Here is a 14,714-nt window from a genome sequence, read left to right as displayed (position 1 = left end):
GACGATCCAGGGAACAGATGACGAGAAACGGGCGCCGGTGCGCCCGCGGCGGTTACTCGTTTTCTTCGAAGTAGTGCCCAAACTTCGTCTGCTTCGTACGGATATAACGCTCGTTTTCCTCGCGCACGGGCACCGCAAGCGCCACGCGTTCGCAAACCGGAATACCGTGCTTCGCGAGCGTATCGAACTTCGCCGGGTTGTTGCTCATCAACCGCACCGACGTCACGCCGAGGATCCGGAGAATCGCGGCGGCCGAGTCGTATTCGCGGGCGTCGTCAGGCAGGCCGAGGTCGAGGTTCGCCTCGACGGTGTCGCGCCCCTGCTCCTGCAGCGCGTAAGCGCGGATCTTGTTGCTCAGGCCGATCCCGCGCCCTTCGTGGCCGCGCAGATACAGCAGCACGCCGCGGTCTTCCGCCGCGATGTAACGCAATGCGAGATCGAGCTGCTCGCCGCAGTCGCAGCGGTACGAGCCGAATACATCGCCGGTCAGGCACTCGGAATGAAGGCGCGTCAGCACGGACTGCTCGCCGGCGACGTCGCCCATCACGAGCGCGAGATGTTCGGCATCGCTGCCCGATACGCGGAAAGCGTACGACGTGAACGTACCGTAACGCGTGGGCAGCGACGCGGTAGCGACGAGCGTCACGCACTCGTCGGCCTGGCCATTGCCCGGCGTGGGCGATTGGGGACGCGAAGACATCATGAATTCAATCGAAACGTTCAGGAATGTAGGAGTTGTGTGGATAGTGCGTGACCGGAGTTTACCGCTAATCTGGAATCGTCACGCGACTGCCGCCACCTGCGCGGCTATACTGGGCTCATCGGGTGACAAGCATCACACCCTGCCTGCCCAGCATCGACCTGCACACGGAGAAAGCGAATGAGTACGACTGTCGCGCAACTTCTCAAGGCCAAGCCGGATTCGGGCCGCACCATCTACACCGTCACGAAGAGCGACCTCGTCTACGACGCCATCAAGCTGATGGCCGAAAAAGGCATCGGCGCGCTACTGGTCGTGGACGGCGACGACATCGCGGGCATCGTCACCGAGCGCGACTACGCGCGCAAGGTGGTCCTGCAGGACCGCTCGTCGAAAGCCACCCGCGTCGAGGAAATCATGACGGCGAAGGTACGCTACGTCGAACCGTCGCAATCCACCGACGAGTGCATGGCGCTGATGACCGAGCACCGGATGCGCCACCTGCCCGTCCTCGACGGCGGCAAGCTGGTCGGCCTCATCTCGATCGGCGACCTCGTCAAGAGCGTGATTGCCGATCAGCAGTTCACGATCAGCCAGCTCGAACACTATATCCACGGCACGCCCGCGGTCACGTCCGCCTGACCCGCCCAGCAAAAAAGGCCCAAACGCGCGAGCGTCTGGGCGGAAAGCCGCCGGAATGCGGCGACGGAGGTTCTGCTCCTGCGGGCGAATGACGCGCACAACGGGTGCGCGTCTCGTCGATTAAGCGGTGCGCTCGGGCAGACCCGGGGACGTTCAGTTGCCGAAATAGACCGAGTTCACGGGATTCGGTGCTTCGCGCGTCATGCGACGGCCGGCTTGGCCCGCACTGGTCGCCACGGCACCGTAGCCGCTCGTATCGGCTTGCGCGAGCATCGGCTGGTTCGGTTGAATGCGTTGTTCCGCGGCCTGGATGTTGTCCGGATACTGCGAATCGCTCGCCAGCGGCTTGTAGCCGTTCTGTTCGAGTTGCACGAGCTCGGCCTTGACCTGGTCGCGCGTCAGCCCCTGCTCGGACTGTGCAAACGATGCGATCGGGGTGGCAAGGACGGATGCGGCGATAGCTGCGTAGATGACCGACTTCATGATTTACCTCCGGTATATGTTCTCTTTTGGCGTCGCCTCGGCAGGGACTGTCTGAAGCGATTGAATGCAGTGTAGTTCTCGCCAACCCAAGGGGAAACCCTTAGTTTGAACATACAGCGTTGCGATTTTGACAAAAATCGCGGGCACATCACGGACGATATCGCAGCAACTTGCTTCACTCGCACAACAATCGCTGACAAAATCCCGACAGCCGAATCACATATCCCGAAGGTTGTGTTGTAGAATCGTAAGGTTATATTCGTCAGTCGATCTTCCATCCACTATGTACGCGCTCACGCCCCTTTCGGTTTCGCCGTCCGGCCCGGCCGGCGTGCGCGCGCGCGCCGGTTATCCGGCGCATCCCCTCGCTCGACGCACGGCCCAGGCGCCGCTCGCCCCTGCCCGGCGCCTGATCTGACGGCTCGGTCTCCTCCCGGAGCCAGGTCAGACAGGCTCCGGGCGATCCCCATAGGCACGCCACGCCTGCCCTTGCCGATCATTTGGAGAACTGCCATGAAACAACGCCTTTACCAGTTGACCGAACTCGACGTTGCTCGCCTCGAGAAGCACGCCGAACACAACCCGCGCTTTCAGACGATGCTCGATACGCTTCTTGAGCGCGCCGACATCGTCCAGCCCGACGCCATCAAGGCGAACGTCGTCACGATGAACTCGCAGATCACGCTGCTCGACGAGGCGACCCAGGAACAGGCCACCTGGACGATTGTTTATCCGGACGCCGCCAATCTCGAGCTCGGCCGCCTGAACGTCTTCTCACCCGTCGGCATGGCATTGCTGGGCACCCAGCGCGGCCAGATGGTCAAGGTGACGCAGCCGAGCGGCGCCGAAAAGCAGATGAAGGTCGCCGCGATCGTGTTCCAGCCGGAAGCTAACGGCGAATACACGCGCTGAGCACCCTGCCGTCGGCACTGCGCCGTAGTGGCGCGCAACGAAAAAAGCGAGGCACAGGCCTCGCTTTTTTGCATCCGGACGACGCGAATCGTCGACATCACATTCCGCAGACGAAAAAAAAGGCGCCCGAAGGCGCCTTTTTCGATGCTGCGTAGCGGGTTACCCCGCCGTCACGCTTAGAAGCGGTGACGCAGACCAACCGTTGCTGCGGTTTGGTTGATCGACGAGCTCGGCAGGTTGTCGCTGAAGTTGCTGCCGTTGTAGATCGACGCGCCGATGCCGTTCTTCGCTGCACGCTGGTACACAGCTTGTGCGTACACGTCCGTGCGCTTCGACAGAGCGTAGTCAGCTTGCAGGCCGAACTGGTTCCAGTGCGTGCTGCCGTTGTTGATCTTCGCGTTCGTGTACGTGTAAGCAGCGCCCAGGCCGAGAGCCGGCGTCAGGTTGTACTTTGCGTTGACTTCGTAGTTGTCGGTGCGCAGCGTGCCCAGACCGACTGCGTTGTTGTCGAGGCGAGCTTGCGTCCATGCAGCGCCGACTTGTGCCGGGCCGAATGCGTAGCCAGCAGCAGCACCGTACGTGCGGACGCGGCCTTGGCTAGCGATGCCACCGATTGCCGACGACGTTGCGCCGTTTGCGTTCGTACCGTCACCCAGGTTCGCTTGCGAGTATGCACCCGCCAGCTTCAGGCCTTGGAACTGGTATGCAACGCCTGCGCTGTACGCACGGTTGTTACCGAAGTTCGTGTTGTTCGAGAACGAGTACGTGCCGCCGAATTGCAGGCCAGCGTAGTTAGCGCTCGTGAACTTGATCGTGTTGTTCTGAGCGACATCACCGTTCGTGCTCAGACGGTCGAGGTTCAGCGGGTGCGCGAAGTACGTGCCGCCCCACGAGCCCGTTGCCGTCAGCGGCGCCAGGTAGTCTTGCGTTGCGTCATACTGCTTACCCAGCGTGACCGTGCCGTACTGGCTCGACAGGCCGACGAAAGCTTGGCGGTTGAACATGCCGTTGCTGTTCGCGAACTTGCCGTTACCGATGTTGAAGCCGCTTTCCAACGTGAAGATTGCCTTCAGGCCGCCACCCAGGTCTTCCGAGCCACGCAGGCCGAAACGGCTCTGGTCAATGCCCGAACCCATCGCCCAACGCGACTTGCCAGCTTGGCCGAGTGCCGGCTGGACGTTGCTCGTGTAGGTGATGCCTGCGTCCAGCACGCCGTACAGCGTGACGCTGCTTTGTGCGTGAGCGACGGTAGCAAACGATGCTGCAGCTGCTGCAACGATCAGAGTCTTGTTCATTCGTGGAGCTCCCTTCTAAAAAGAGGCAGGTCTCGCGACCTTGTTCATAAACGGTCTGCAACCGCCCGGGAGCGCCATCGATCCTGCTGGCCGCGCCCGGATAGTTGCCCGTTTGGGAACCGTGAGTTTAGGGGTGTACCCTAGGGGAGCGATCCGCAAATAAAGAAATAAGCTTTTCCAGAACTAGAAATAATGAAAGTAGGGACGAGTTATAAGTATTTGTTTTGACGTTTGTTTTTGACTTCTTGACGGGGGCTTTTTGGAGCCTTTCATCGCACCATTCTTACATGTCATCGTCTTGACGGTTGCATAGAAACAACAAACGGATTCGGCGCGACACCCCGAAATCGGCAAATTTTACCCAACTTGATCTCGAATTTCTGGCCTCGGACACCTAAAACGCATCCGTCGGCCAGTAAACAGGGCTCGACAGTCGTTCAGCGGGTCACACCCCCGGCAGCCATCCATATAGAAAGGCCAGCACCCACCTGCCGTGACACACGGTAACAGCGTTAACCGCTCGCGTAACCCGGCCGGCCGACTGGCAGGCTAATGTAAGGCAGCCTCGAATACAGAACAGGACACGCCATGAATCGACGCTCGTTGTTACGCGCCATCGGATTGACCGCCGCCTTCGTCGGCACCGGCGGCTGGCTCCGCGCCGCCTCGGCCCAGCCCGCGCCGCCCGTGTACCGGCCGTCCGGCCCGAATCGCGTGCCCGGCGGCCCGCCCTATCCGGACCGCCCGGGCTTCGCACCGCCGGCCGCCCGGCACGACCGCCGCCCGCCGCCGCCACGGCCGCATGGCTATATATGGACCGACGGCTACTGGCGCTGGCAGCGTGGCCGCTATATATGGGTGCCGGGGCGCTGGGTCGCACGGCGCCCCGGGCGTCGGTGGGTGCCCGGCTACTGGCGACGCCAGGGACAGGTGTGGATCTACGTCGACGGTACGTGGCGATAGGCAGCCACCGGGCGCCTGACCAGTAGCAGGCTCGGGGCGGGCGGCGCGGGCGAACCCGTGCCGCTCCGCCCCGACATCAACATCATGATGCCCGGCAGGCGCCCCAACGAATCCTGCCCCCGGCCCGATGCCGGCGCGCTAACCGGGGGAATGCTTCCGGTCACGCAACCTCGCCCATCGACGTGCTCGCCGGTCTACGGCGCACCATCCCGCCTCGACCGGACCCTGCCGCACCCTTCGTACGCGATGCGGGGAAAGGCCACCGTCTCGATCGCCCCGGACCTGCCCTTGTAAGCGGAGCACCGCCAGCGCATTGCCGCATTCGGGCCGAATGGAACACACCGCTGCATCAGCGCCCTCGCTCAACTCGACGAAATCATTCGGATAACGAACTCATGCAATGGCGATGCACCGGCAACCACGCTACGCCTCGTCGCATCGCACCCGAACGCAGCACAACGCCCAGCGACAAGGCGGCGCAAGCGCCCCGCTCAGCGCCCGCCGCCTTCCATTTCCCGCGCACGACGTCGCGCAGCGCAGATCGCGCGATGATGTTCGTCGGCCCACCGGATCATCGCCTGCATCGGCGTCAGGAACGAACGCCCGAGGTCGGTCAGCGCATATTCGACACGCGGCGGCACTTCTGCGTACAGCGTGCGACTGACGAAGCCGTCCTGCTCGAGCCGCTTGAGCGTGCGCGACAGCATCTGGTTCGACACATCGCCGATCGTCCGGCCGAGTTCGTTGAAACGCATCGTCCCGCCGGACAACGCTTCGAGCACGAGCAGGCTCCACTGGTCGCCGATGCGGTCGAGCACATCGCGAATCGGGCATGGCTGATCGAGTTCGACGGATTCGTCGGCGGGCGAAAACGGCATGACTGGATTCTCTTTCACGGGCAACGCATGGTCAGCGCGGTGTGACCTGTTCACACCGCGCTGACTTCTTGTGAGGGGTTCGCGGCAACTGTACCATTCGATCGGCCCGACAGCCGCGCGGATTCGCCAGTTCAACGAAGCATGACGACGGCGCGCGGCCGTTACCGGCCCGTGTCGTCACGATACGGGCCGGGCGGAAAACCCCTCGCAGCGGCAAGGCGCGTGTATCCGCAACCCTGCACCGCCGCCCGCCGATCGCCGCGGCAGGCTCGACCCGCCGTCGCCCATCGCGCACCCACCCACGCTTCGTCAGACAAGGAACCCGCTACATGTCATCGCTCCGCTCCCCCGTTCGCGCCGTTGCCGCGCTCGTCCTGCTGGCCGCATCGACGGCCGCGCTGGCCGCCGGCCCGGCCACGCGCGACCTGGCCGCCGAGGAAACCAACCGCCAGCTCGTGCTGACGTTCTACGACCGCTTCTTCAACAAGCACGAAGCCGTCGAAGCCGCCGCCGTCGTCGCGGACGACTACAAGCAGCACAACCCGAACGTGCCGGACGGCAAGAAGCCGTTCGTGTCGTACTTCGTCGGCGCGTTCCAGAAGAACCCGGCATCGCGCGCGCGCATCGTGCGCAGCGCAACCGACGGCGACCTCGTCTACCTGCACGTGCATGCGACCGAGCGTCCGGGCGACCGCGGCGAAGCGGTCGTCGACATCTTCCGCGTGAAAGACGGCAAGATCGTCGAACACTGGGACGTGATCCAGTCGGTACCGGAAAAGTCCGCGAACGCGAACACGATGTTCTGACGCGCGGGGCCGGCACGTGGTGCGCCACGATGCGCACCACCCGTCCAAGGGAGATCGGCCGCCCGCCGGGCAAGCGAGAATGCCCCGCGGCGGCGAACTCCCCTACAATCGAGCTTCGCCGCCGCGCCGGCCCCCGTTCCGCATGACCGCACCGCCGGCCGCCGCGCCGCCGGCGCGCCGTCGCAAGCGAAGCACGGCCGGCCCGGGCGGCCGTTCGCGAAGACGGTGTCAACGATGAGCCCCGCCCATATTTCCCTCAGCAATGCCGGCGACCTGGTCGCCAGCCTCGGCAGTCCGCAGTTTCCCGCCCGGCTCTGGGCGTGGCTGCGCGAAACCGTCGACCCGCAGTCCCACTACAGCGTCGCGACGCGCTACCGCCGCGATACGCCGTCGCAGTCGGTCGACAGTGTCGACGTGCTGTTCTTCGCGGGCGGCGACGATCCCGACGGCACACGCCACGCGCTCGATCTCTATACCCAGGGCGACTGGCGCACCGACACGCTGCTCCCGCATATCGAGCGCGCCACCGATTCGCAGCTCGTGTTCTCGTGCAACGAGGACATCGATACGGCAACCGAATACGGCCGCCATTTCGCGCTCGGCGAACTCGGCGAAGACTGCACGCTGCTCGGCAGCGAGCGCGACTATGTCTATGCGTTCTCGTTGTTCCGCCGGCGCGGCCAGCCGTCCTATACGCTGGCCGAACTGGCGCTGCTGCGGCAGCTCGGCGATTTCGTGCTGCCGCTCCTGATCCAGCATGCACGGCTCGCCCGCCTGACGCCGCGTTCGGATGACGGCGCGTTGCTGCAGCGGTTCGAACAGCGCCTGGCGGCCAGCGGCGCGGCGCTGTCGCAGCGCGAACGGCTCGTATGCCGCGCGGTGTTGCAAGGCCAGCCTGTCCCGCAGATCGCCGACACCCTCGCACTCAAGCCCAGCAGCGTGCGCACCTATCTCGGGCGCTCGCTCGCGAAGCTCGGCGTGGCGAACCGGGCCGGGCTGTTCGCGTGGTGCGTGACCGAGGAAGAACCACCGGGGGACCGCGGTCAATAGCTGACACCTCCGCATCGCTGCACGCCCACTCGCCCCCGCCTTCTTTGTCGCGTCTTGTCCTCAAAACGATGACAGACAGCCGGCCGCCCCGCTCCTAGTATCTGACTCACCCGACGACCGGAACGCGTCGGATATCACGGAGACACGGCATGCCGAATACCGGATGGACGCCGGCCCGCACGGCCGCGCGCGCGTCGCCCATCGATTCGCCGATCCAGACCTGGCGGCGCGATCGGCGTGACGCTCCGGCGGCGGCCGGCCTTCACCACGGCGCATCGCCGCGCCTGCCACGCAACACCGGCACCTAGCAGCCCCGCATCTCATTCCAACCCGACCGGGTTCACGCGACAGGACGAGCCACACGGCCCGCCCGCAGGACACGTGCGCCCGTCGAACCTTCCCTCATCCGGAGGAGACACATGCAACACGCCGATACCGTCTATCTGAACGGCCTGCTTTACACGGGCGATGCGCAGCGCCGCTTCGCTCAGGCGTTGGCCACCCAGGGCGGCAAGATCATCGCCGTCGGCCGCGACGACGACATCCGCCCGCTGGCCGGCCCCGCGACGCGCATCGTCGACCTGGCCGGCAGGCTGATGCTGCCGGGCCTCATCGACGGCCACGTGCACCCGCTCGAAGGCCACCAGATCCTCGGTGACTTCGACCTGTCCGGCATCAACGATCCCGACACGATCCTGCAGCGCATTCGCGCATGCGCCGATGCGACGCCGAACGAACCGTGGGTCTATCTCGGCGGCGCCAACCTGGCCGCATTCGGCGCGTATCCGACCCGCGAGCTGCTCGACCGGATCGTGCCCGACCGGCCACTGCTCGTGGTCGGCTTCGACGTGCACAGCGGCTGCCTCAACACGAAAGGGCTCGAAGCGGCCGGCATCCACGCTGACACGCCCGACCCGGCCGGCGGCGTGTACGAGCGCGATGCGTCCGGCGCGCCGAATGGCGTCGTGCACGAAGCGGCGTTCTACCGCGTGTGCCCGATCATTCCGCAACTGAGCCCGGCCGGCTACCCGAAGTCGCTCGCGAAAGCGCACGCGATGGCGCACGGTTACGGTCTCACCGGCTGGTTCGACGCGCGCGTCGAGGAGGCCGAACTCAAGGCTTACGCCGACGCGCAGCGCGCGGGCACGCTGAAGGTGTACATGAGCGCAGGCCTCTATGCGAACCCGCGCCGCGATCCGCGCGAGCAGATCGAGCGCTTCGCCAGATGGCGTCGCGAATACGAATGCGACAACCTGCGCCTGCATACGGTGAAGATCTTCGTCGACGGCGTGCCCGAATCGAAAACCGCCGCGCTGCTCGAGCCGTACGCCGGCACCGACGACTGCGGCCTCGCGCTGTGGAGCCAGGACGCGCTGAACGAGATCTGCCTGCTCGCGGATACGGCCGGCTTCGACCTGCACTTCCACACGCTCGCCGACCGCGCGGTGCGCATGACGCTCGACGCACTCGAATACGTCCAGATCCGCAACGGCATGCGCGACCGGCGCGCGCAGCTCGCGCACCTGCAGCTCGTCGATCCGGCCGACATGAGCCGCTTCAACCGGCTCGGCGCGATCGCCAGCGTGCAGACGCTGTGGACGGCCGCGCGCGAGGAACAGCAGCAGCTCTATCGCGACCTGCTCGGCGCGGAACGCACCGCGCGCAATTATCCGTTCCGCAGCCTGCGCAATGCGGGTGCGATGCTCGCGGCTGGCTCCGACTGGTCGGTCAGCACGATGGACCCGATGCAGATCATCCAGACGGGCGTCACGCACCTGCTGATCGACCAGTCCGACAGCCCGCCGTGGAATCCGCACGAACGCCTCGACCTGCTCACGATGCTCGAGGCCTATACGGTGAACACCGCGTATGCGCTGCGCTTCGACGACTGTACAGGTTCGCTCGAAGCGGGCAAGGACGCGAGCTTCGCGATCCTCGACCGCAATCCGTTCGCACACCCGGTCGAGACGTTCGCGCAAACCCGTGTGATCGAGACGTGCTTCCGCGGCGAAGTCGTATACGCCGCGCCGGGCTGGGCGGGCTGAAGCACGCATCCGGCGGCGTGCCGTCAGGCGACGGCCAGCGCCAGCACCTGCTCGGTCGTCAGCACGTCGCCGAACGTGTCCGACAGCGCGGCCAGCGTCGCGCGGTGGAGGTCGCGGTGCGATACCGTGCCGCCATCCGCGAGATCGAGGTCGCGCGTCGCGCATGCGTCGTCGACGACGAGCACCGCGTAGCCGAGCGGCACCGCGTCGCGTGCCGCGCCGGCGACGCATGCATGCGTCATCAGGCCCGTGACGATCAGCGTGTCGACACCGGCCGCCTTCAGGCGCGCATCGATGTCCGTCGTCGGGAACACGCTCACCGACGTCTTCTTCACGACCGTGTGATGCGGCGCCGGCTGCAGGTCCGCGTGAAAGCGGAAGCCGTCGCTGCCGTCGGCGAAGATCGGGCCGTCGGCCGCATCGACGTGCTGGACGTGAAACACCGGCATGCCCGCGCGGTCGGCGAACGCGATCACGCGCTGCGCGTTGCCCAGCGCGCGCGGCCCCTCCGGAATCGGCAGGCGGCCGCTGAAGTATTCATTCTGGAAATCGATCACCAGCAGCGCGGTGCGGGCGGCGGCGATCGATGTCGGCGCGCTCGCGCCCGCCAGGGTACGGATGGTCGGATGTTGCATGGGTCACTCTCTCGGTTGGCATGTCGAAGGAACGGCGCGCCGGGCCAGCCGGCGCCGCCGGACGCGGCCCGGATGTTCCCGGGACGCGAGGCGCCAGTGTCAGGCCGCACGGCCACGCGCGACAGCGGTGCGCGGGACAACGTCCGACAGAATCGGGCCAACGTGCAAACCGCCTACGACAGCGCGGCTGTTCGCGCACCCGGCTGCGTACGGCCATACACAACCATCATCGCGAAGCTGAGCAGGAAGCCCGCGCCACCGATCAGCAGCAGGCCGATCTCGCCGAACACCGGCAGCAGGTTCGTGAGCGCGCCCGTCACGACCCACGCGACGGCCATCACCGAGCCCGCGACGCCGAGCGCCCAGCCTTGCCGGTCCTCGCTGACCGCGTCGGAGAACGCCGTATACATCGTCGTGTACGCAACCATGTCGAAGCAGCCGACGACCATCGCGAGCGCCCACAGCACGAGCTCGTGCGGGAACAGCGCGGACAGGACCTGGCCGACGCCCGCGACGAGCAGGCCCGTCTTCGCGATGTCGACCACACGCCACACGCGCAGCATCCGCCGCACGACGAACAGCAGCCCGAACACGAAGCAGAGCCCGATCACGCCGCTGAACAGCCCGAGCCGCGCGCTCGTGTAGCCGAATCTCGCCTGCAGCAGCAGCATGATGGTCTGCAGGTAGAGCCCGTAGCCGACCTGCATCAGGAAGAACACCACCGACAGGAACGCGACGTTGCGCTGGCGCGCGGCCTCCCCGATGATCCGCAGCGGCAGCAGCGGATCGATGCGCGTGTCGCCGCGCGGTGCGGCAGAGTCGCGATACGACGCCCAGGTCCAGCACGCGCAGGCCACCGACAGCGCGGCGACCAGCACGAACGGCGTGCCGTAGTCGAACAGCGGCGAAATCGTGCGATCGGACGTCACGCCGCCGAGCACAGGGCCGACGATCACGCCCGCGCTGAACGCGAGCGACATGATGCTCATGTTGTACGCCTTGTTCTCCGGCGTGCTCAGGTCGGTGATCGCCGCCTGCGCGATGCCCTGGCAGCCGGCCAGCAGCCCGGTGAGCCCGCGGCCCGCCAGCAGCAGCGCGACGCTCGCGTGCCACGCGCCGGCCGCCATCATCCCGTAGCCGGCCGCGAGGCCGAGCACGCACAGCAGCAGGATCCTGCGGCGGCCGTAGCGATCGGACAGGTCGCCCATCAGCGACGAGCCGAAGAACATGCACAACGGGTAGATCCCGTAGCCGAGACCGAGGTAGAAATTGCGCGCATGCGCGCCGGCGTCGGCCGGCAGGATGCCCGCGTGCGGATCGCTGAAGATCGCGGACATCATCGGATAGACGAGCCCGAAGCCCATCGCGTCGATCGCGATGGCGAGCAGGCAGGGGCCGAGCAGCGTGTAGTCGAGTCGGGACATGGCGACCTTCCGGACAGAGTGGATGATCGCCCAAGCGTAACGATGGGGCGGCGGCCGCGGTAGGCCGCCGCCCGTGATGCTAAGCATCGGCAGGACCGCTACCCTGCCTGCCGCCTGCGCCGACGGCTCGCCGGCGCGGGCGGCAGGCCACGGCCGCTACTTGGCGCTCAACGGCTCGCCCTGAAACCGCCGGCGCGCGAGCACGCACGGCGCGCCGTCGTGCATGAACACGCTCGCAAGCAGCCCGAACGACGCCGCGAAGAGCACGTACCATGCGGGCGCGACAGACGACCCGCTCGCGTGCGTCAGCCACGTGACGATGAACGGCGCGAAGCCGCCGAACACCATCACCGCGACGTTGTACGCGAGCGCGATGCCCGTGGAGCGCGAACGCGTCGCGAACTGCTCGGCGAGCGTGGTCGGCGCGGGCCCGTAGCAGATGCCGATGATCGTGCAGATCACGAGCTGCATCACGAGCAGGCGCCCGATGCCCGGCGCGGCGGCCAGCCACGTGAACAGCGGATACGTGACCGTCAGCAGCGCCAGCGAACCGGCGATCAGCACGGGACGCCGGCCGATGCGGTCGGACACGAGCGCCGCGAACGGGATCGTCACCGTCAGCAGCGCAACCGCCGCCATCTGCACCTTGAAGACCTGGTCGAGCGGCAGCCCGAAGGTCTTGTGCACGAACGTCGGCATGTTGACGAGCATCACGTAGAACACGGCCGTGCCGGTGATCGTCTGCCCCATCGACACGAGCACGCCGCGCAGGTTGTCGCGCAGCACGCCCGACACGCTCGCCGGCGGCTCGACGGTCAACTTGCTCGCGGCGACGAACGCCTCGGTCTCCTCCATGTGCCGGCGGATCCACAGGCCGACCGGCCCGATCAGCAGCCCGAGCGCGAACGGCACGCGCCAGCCCCAGCTATGCAGCGCCGCGTCCGACAGCGATTGCGTGGCCCACGCGCCCATCGCGGCGCCCGAGAACACCGCGAGACACTGGCCGATCAGTTGCCACGATCCGTACAGCCCGCGCCGGTTCTCCGGCGCGCTTTCCACGAGAAACGCGGTCGCGCTCGCGTATTCGCCGCCCGTCGCGAAACCCTGCAGCAACCGCGCGACGACGATCAGGATGGGCGCCGCCGGGCCGATCACGGCGTACGACGGCGCGAACGTGATCAGTGCGATCGACAGCGTCATCAGGAAGATGATGAGCTGCATCGCGGCCTTGCGGCCCTTGCGGTCCGCATAGAGCCCGAGCAGGATGCCGCCCACCGGGCGCATGAAGAAGCCGACGCCGAAGGTCGCGAGCGACATCAGCAGCGACGCGTACTGGCTCTCGGCGGGAAAGAATAGCCGCGCGATGATCCCGGAGAAGAAACCGTAAACGATGAAGTCGTACCACTCGAGGGTATTGCCGACGACAGCGGCAACCACCTGCCGATGCCGCGAGTTCCGACGTGAGTCGCGCATGCTTTTCTCTCCTGCAGTCTCATGGCGCCGCGCCGCATGCGTGCCGTGTTGCGTGGCACGCATGGGCGAACCGGCTGTTCGTATCGCCGGCAGGAAAGGTGCTGGCGCGGGCACAGGCCCGCGCCATCGGAACCTCACGGCCTGCCCGTACGACCAGCGTGCAACGATCATAGGGACGCCGAAAACCCGCATCAATTAATACCCGCGGCAGATGATTAGCCGGAGATTAAATGTTGCCCCGCCGGGCGCCGCCCTGCGAAAACCCCGGAAATCCGCGCATTGTTGCAGCCCCGGTTCTGCGGCAGAATCGTCGGCCGCCCTTCCCGTCGCCCGCACCATGCGCAACCGCATCAACGAAGAGATCACGTTCCGCAAGCTCGAGGTGCTGCTCGCCTTCATGGAAGCGGGCAGCCTCGCGAAGGCCGCCGAGGCGCTGGGCGTCAGCACGGTCAGCGTGCACCGGGCGCTGCACACGCTCGAGGAAGGGATGCACTGCGCGCTGTTTCGCCACGAGGGGCGGAACCTCATTCCAACCGACGCCGCGCAGGTGCTCGCCGAAGTCGCGGGCGAAGTGCTCAAGACGATGACGGACGGAATCCGCTCGACGCGCGAGGCGGCCGGCTACGGCGCCGGCCAGTTGAAGATCGGTTCGCTCTACTCGCTAACGATCCGCACCGTGCCCGAAGTCGTGATCGCGTTGAAGGAGCGCCGCCCCGAGCTGCAGACCGAGCTCGTGCTCGGCTCGAACGCCGACCTGCTCGACAAGCTGCGGCAAGGCGCGATCGACGCGACGCTGATGGCGCTGCCCGAACCGGATGCCGAGATCGAATCGATCGCGCTGTTCGAGGACGAGATGTTCTTCGCCGCGCCGATCGACTCGCCGTACGCGCGGCACGATGCCATCGATCTGTGCTCGTGCGGCGACGCGCCGTTCGTGTCGCTCGGCGAAGGCTTCGCGACGCATCACGGCTTCACGGAAGCGTTTCGTTCGGCCGGCGTCACGCCGAACGTCGTGATGCGGGTGGGCGACATCTTCTCGCTGATCAACTTCGTGTCGGGCGGCGTCGGTTGCTCGCTGCTGCCCGGGCGCGTGCGCGACCTGTTCGCGCACAAGATCGCGCTCGTGCCGCTCGCCGGGCCGACGATCCGCCAGACGATCGGCCTGAGCTTCCTGCACCGGCGCGAACGCGACCCGAACCTGCTTGCGTTGGCAACCGTGTGCCGGCTGACGGTCAAGGGGCCGAACGCGCGGTAACGCGCGGATCGCCCGGCCGGAAGCGCGTCTTCTCCGTTCCGCTTCGCATTCCGGCATCGTCGCGCCCCCGGCGCACCCACTCGCCCGCCACGCCACGACGAAGCGTGCGAGGTCATCCGTTTGGACGGCACGCCGCGCGCGCTTTGTTGCGAT

At 66.3% G+C, this 14,714-nt stretch carries 14 protein-coding genes; 7 read left to right on the top strand and 7 right to left on the bottom strand.

Annotated elements, in window-relative coordinates:
- Positions 1-52 precede the first annotated feature (52 nt).
- A complete protein-coding gene (gene ribA / locus CFB45_RS20755) occupies positions 53-703 on the bottom strand; it encodes a GTP cyclohydrolase II (RefSeq protein ID WP_069260282.1) in 651 nt (216 codons plus the stop codon).
- Between the two features lie 177 nt (positions 704-880).
- Between ribA and CFB45_RS20750 the strand changes: the two genes are divergently transcribed.
- Positions 881-1,342, top strand: coding sequence for a CBS domain-containing protein (locus CFB45_RS20750; RefSeq protein ID WP_069252006.1), 462 nt, complete (start codon positions 881-883; stop codon positions 1,340-1,342).
- 153 nt (positions 1,343-1,495) lie between these two features.
- Here the strand turns inward: CFB45_RS20750 and CFB45_RS20745 are convergent, their stop codons facing one another.
- Positions 1,496-1,825, bottom strand: coding sequence for a DUF4148 domain-containing protein (locus CFB45_RS20745; protein WP_089427152.1), 330 nt, complete (start codon positions 1,823-1,825; stop codon positions 1,496-1,498).
- 513 nt (positions 1,826-2,338) lie between these two features.
- On the opposite strand from CFB45_RS20745, the gene CFB45_RS20740 reads away from it, so the two are divergent.
- Positions 2,339-2,737: a GreA/GreB family elongation factor gene (locus CFB45_RS20740; protein ID WP_059239999.1), complete on the top strand. Its 399-nt coding sequence runs from the start codon at positions 2,339-2,341 to the stop codon at positions 2,735-2,737.
- A gap of 176 nt (positions 2,738-2,913) precedes the next feature.
- Here the strand turns inward: CFB45_RS20740 and CFB45_RS20735 are convergent, their stop codons facing one another.
- Positions 2,914-4,032, bottom strand: a complete 1,119-nt coding sequence (locus tag CFB45_RS20735) for a porin (RefSeq protein WP_089427151.1) — start codon at positions 4,030-4,032, stop codon at positions 2,914-2,916.
- 588 nt (positions 4,033-4,620) lie between these two features.
- Between CFB45_RS20735 and CFB45_RS20730 the strand changes: the two genes are divergently transcribed.
- The gene (locus CFB45_RS20730) at positions 4,621-4,995 is read left to right on the top strand and encodes a YXWGXW repeat-containing protein (RefSeq protein ID WP_089427150.1); all 375 of its coding nucleotides are present in this window, start codon (positions 4,621-4,623) and stop codon (positions 4,993-4,995) included.
- Between the two features lie 491 nt (positions 4,996-5,486).
- Here the strand turns inward: CFB45_RS20730 and CFB45_RS20725 are convergent, their stop codons facing one another.
- On the bottom strand, positions 5,487-5,873 hold the full coding sequence (locus CFB45_RS20725; RefSeq protein WP_089427149.1) for a winged helix-turn-helix transcriptional regulator: 387 nt from the start codon (positions 5,871-5,873) through the stop codon (positions 5,487-5,489).
- 329 nt (positions 5,874-6,202) lie between these two features.
- Here CFB45_RS20725 and CFB45_RS20720 point away from each other — a divergent pair, with 329 nt between their 5' ends.
- From CFB45_RS20720 to CFB45_RS20710, 3 genes are all read left to right on the top strand, one after another.
- Entirely contained in the window at positions 6,203-6,679 is a 477-nt protein-coding gene (locus CFB45_RS20720) for a nuclear transport factor 2 family protein (protein ID WP_089427148.1), read from the top strand.
- A gap of 234 nt (positions 6,680-6,913) precedes the next feature.
- Entirely contained in the window at positions 6,914-7,729 is an 816-nt protein-coding gene (locus CFB45_RS20715) for a helix-turn-helix transcriptional regulator (RefSeq protein ID WP_089427147.1), read from the top strand.
- Between the two features lie 419 nt (positions 7,730-8,148).
- On the top strand, positions 8,149-9,774 hold the full coding sequence (locus CFB45_RS20710; protein WP_089427146.1) for an amidohydrolase: 1,626 nt from the start codon (positions 8,149-8,151) through the stop codon (positions 9,772-9,774).
- Between the two features lie 23 nt (positions 9,775-9,797).
- Here CFB45_RS20710 and CFB45_RS20705 read toward each other — a convergent pair whose 3' ends face one another.
- The 3 genes from CFB45_RS20705 to CFB45_RS20695 all read right to left on the bottom strand — a co-directional run bounded on the left by CFB45_RS20705 (position 9,798) and on the right by CFB45_RS20695 (position 13,306).
- The gene (locus tag CFB45_RS20705) at positions 9,798-10,409 is read right to left on the bottom strand and encodes a cysteine hydrolase family protein (RefSeq protein WP_089427145.1); all 612 of its coding nucleotides are present in this window, start codon (positions 10,407-10,409) and stop codon (positions 9,798-9,800) included.
- A gap of 173 nt (positions 10,410-10,582) precedes the next feature.
- On the bottom strand, positions 10,583-11,833 hold the full coding sequence (locus CFB45_RS20700; protein WP_089427144.1) for an MFS transporter: 1,251 nt from the start codon (positions 11,831-11,833) through the stop codon (positions 10,583-10,585).
- A gap of 156 nt (positions 11,834-11,989) precedes the next feature.
- Positions 11,990-13,306 carry an MFS transporter gene (locus CFB45_RS20695; RefSeq protein ID WP_089429067.1) on the bottom strand — a complete coding sequence of 439 codons (1,317 nt, stop codon included), beginning with the start codon at positions 13,304-13,306 and terminating at the stop codon, positions 11,990-11,992.
- Positions 13,307-13,643: 337 nt separating this feature from the next.
- On the opposite strand from CFB45_RS20695, the gene CFB45_RS20690 reads away from it, so the two are divergent.
- A complete protein-coding gene (locus CFB45_RS20690; RefSeq protein ID WP_089427143.1) occupies positions 13,644-14,561 on the top strand; it encodes a LysR family transcriptional regulator in 918 nt (305 codons plus the stop codon).
- Positions 14,562-14,714 lie beyond the last annotated feature (153 nt).

This window comes from Burkholderia sp. HI2500 (assembly GCF_002223055.1).
In the GTDB taxonomy this organism is placed as follows: Bacteria; Pseudomonadota; Gammaproteobacteria; order Burkholderiales; family Burkholderiaceae; genus Burkholderia.
This window is presented reverse-complemented; position numbering and strand designations above follow the sequence as displayed.

Excerpts from the sequence above, each read along its gene's own strand:
- CFB45_RS20725 (WP_089427149.1), bottom strand. The coding sequence starts at position 5,873 with ATGCCGTTTTCGCCCGCCGACGAATCCGTCGAACTCGATCAGCCATGC.
- CFB45_RS20720 (WP_089427148.1), top strand. The coding sequence starts at position 6,203 with ATGTCATCGCTCCGCTCCCCCGTTCGCGCCGTTGCCGCGCTCGTCCTG.
- CFB45_RS20715 (WP_089427147.1), top strand. The coding sequence starts at position 6,914 with ATGAGCCCCGCCCATATTTCCCTCAGCAATGCCGGCGACCTGGTCGCC.
- CFB45_RS20695 (WP_089429067.1), bottom strand. The coding sequence starts at position 13,306 with ATGCGCGACTCACGTCGGAACTCGCGGCATCGGCAGGTGGTTGCCGCT.
- CFB45_RS20730 (WP_089427150.1), top strand. The coding sequence starts at position 4,621 with ATGAATCGACGCTCGTTGTTACGCGCCATCGGATTGACCGCCGCCTTC.
- ribA (WP_069260282.1), bottom strand. The coding sequence starts at position 703 with ATGATGTCTTCGCGTCCCCAATCGCCCACGCCGGGCAATGGCCAGGCC.
- CFB45_RS20700 (WP_089427144.1), bottom strand. The coding sequence starts at position 11,833 with ATGTCCCGACTCGACTACACGCTGCTCGGCCCCTGCCTGCTCGCCATC.
- CFB45_RS20745 (WP_089427152.1), bottom strand. The coding sequence starts at position 1,825 with ATGAAGTCGGTCATCTACGCAGCTATCGCCGCATCCGTCCTTGCCACC.
- CFB45_RS20710 (WP_089427146.1), top strand. The coding sequence starts at position 8,149 with ATGCAACACGCCGATACCGTCTATCTGAACGGCCTGCTTTACACGGGC.
- CFB45_RS20705 (WP_089427145.1), bottom strand. The coding sequence starts at position 10,409 with ATGCAACATCCGACCATCCGTACCCTGGCGGGCGCGAGCGCGCCGACA.
- CFB45_RS20735 (WP_089427151.1), bottom strand. The coding sequence starts at position 4,032 with ATGAACAAGACTCTGATCGTTGCAGCAGCTGCAGCATCGTTTGCTACC.
- CFB45_RS20740 (WP_059239999.1), top strand. The coding sequence starts at position 2,339 with ATGAAACAACGCCTTTACCAGTTGACCGAACTCGACGTTGCTCGCCTC.
- CFB45_RS20690 (WP_089427143.1), top strand. The coding sequence starts at position 13,644 with ATGCGCAACCGCATCAACGAAGAGATCACGTTCCGCAAGCTCGAGGTG.
- CFB45_RS20750 (WP_069252006.1), top strand. The coding sequence starts at position 881 with ATGAGTACGACTGTCGCGCAACTTCTCAAGGCCAAGCCGGATTCGGGC.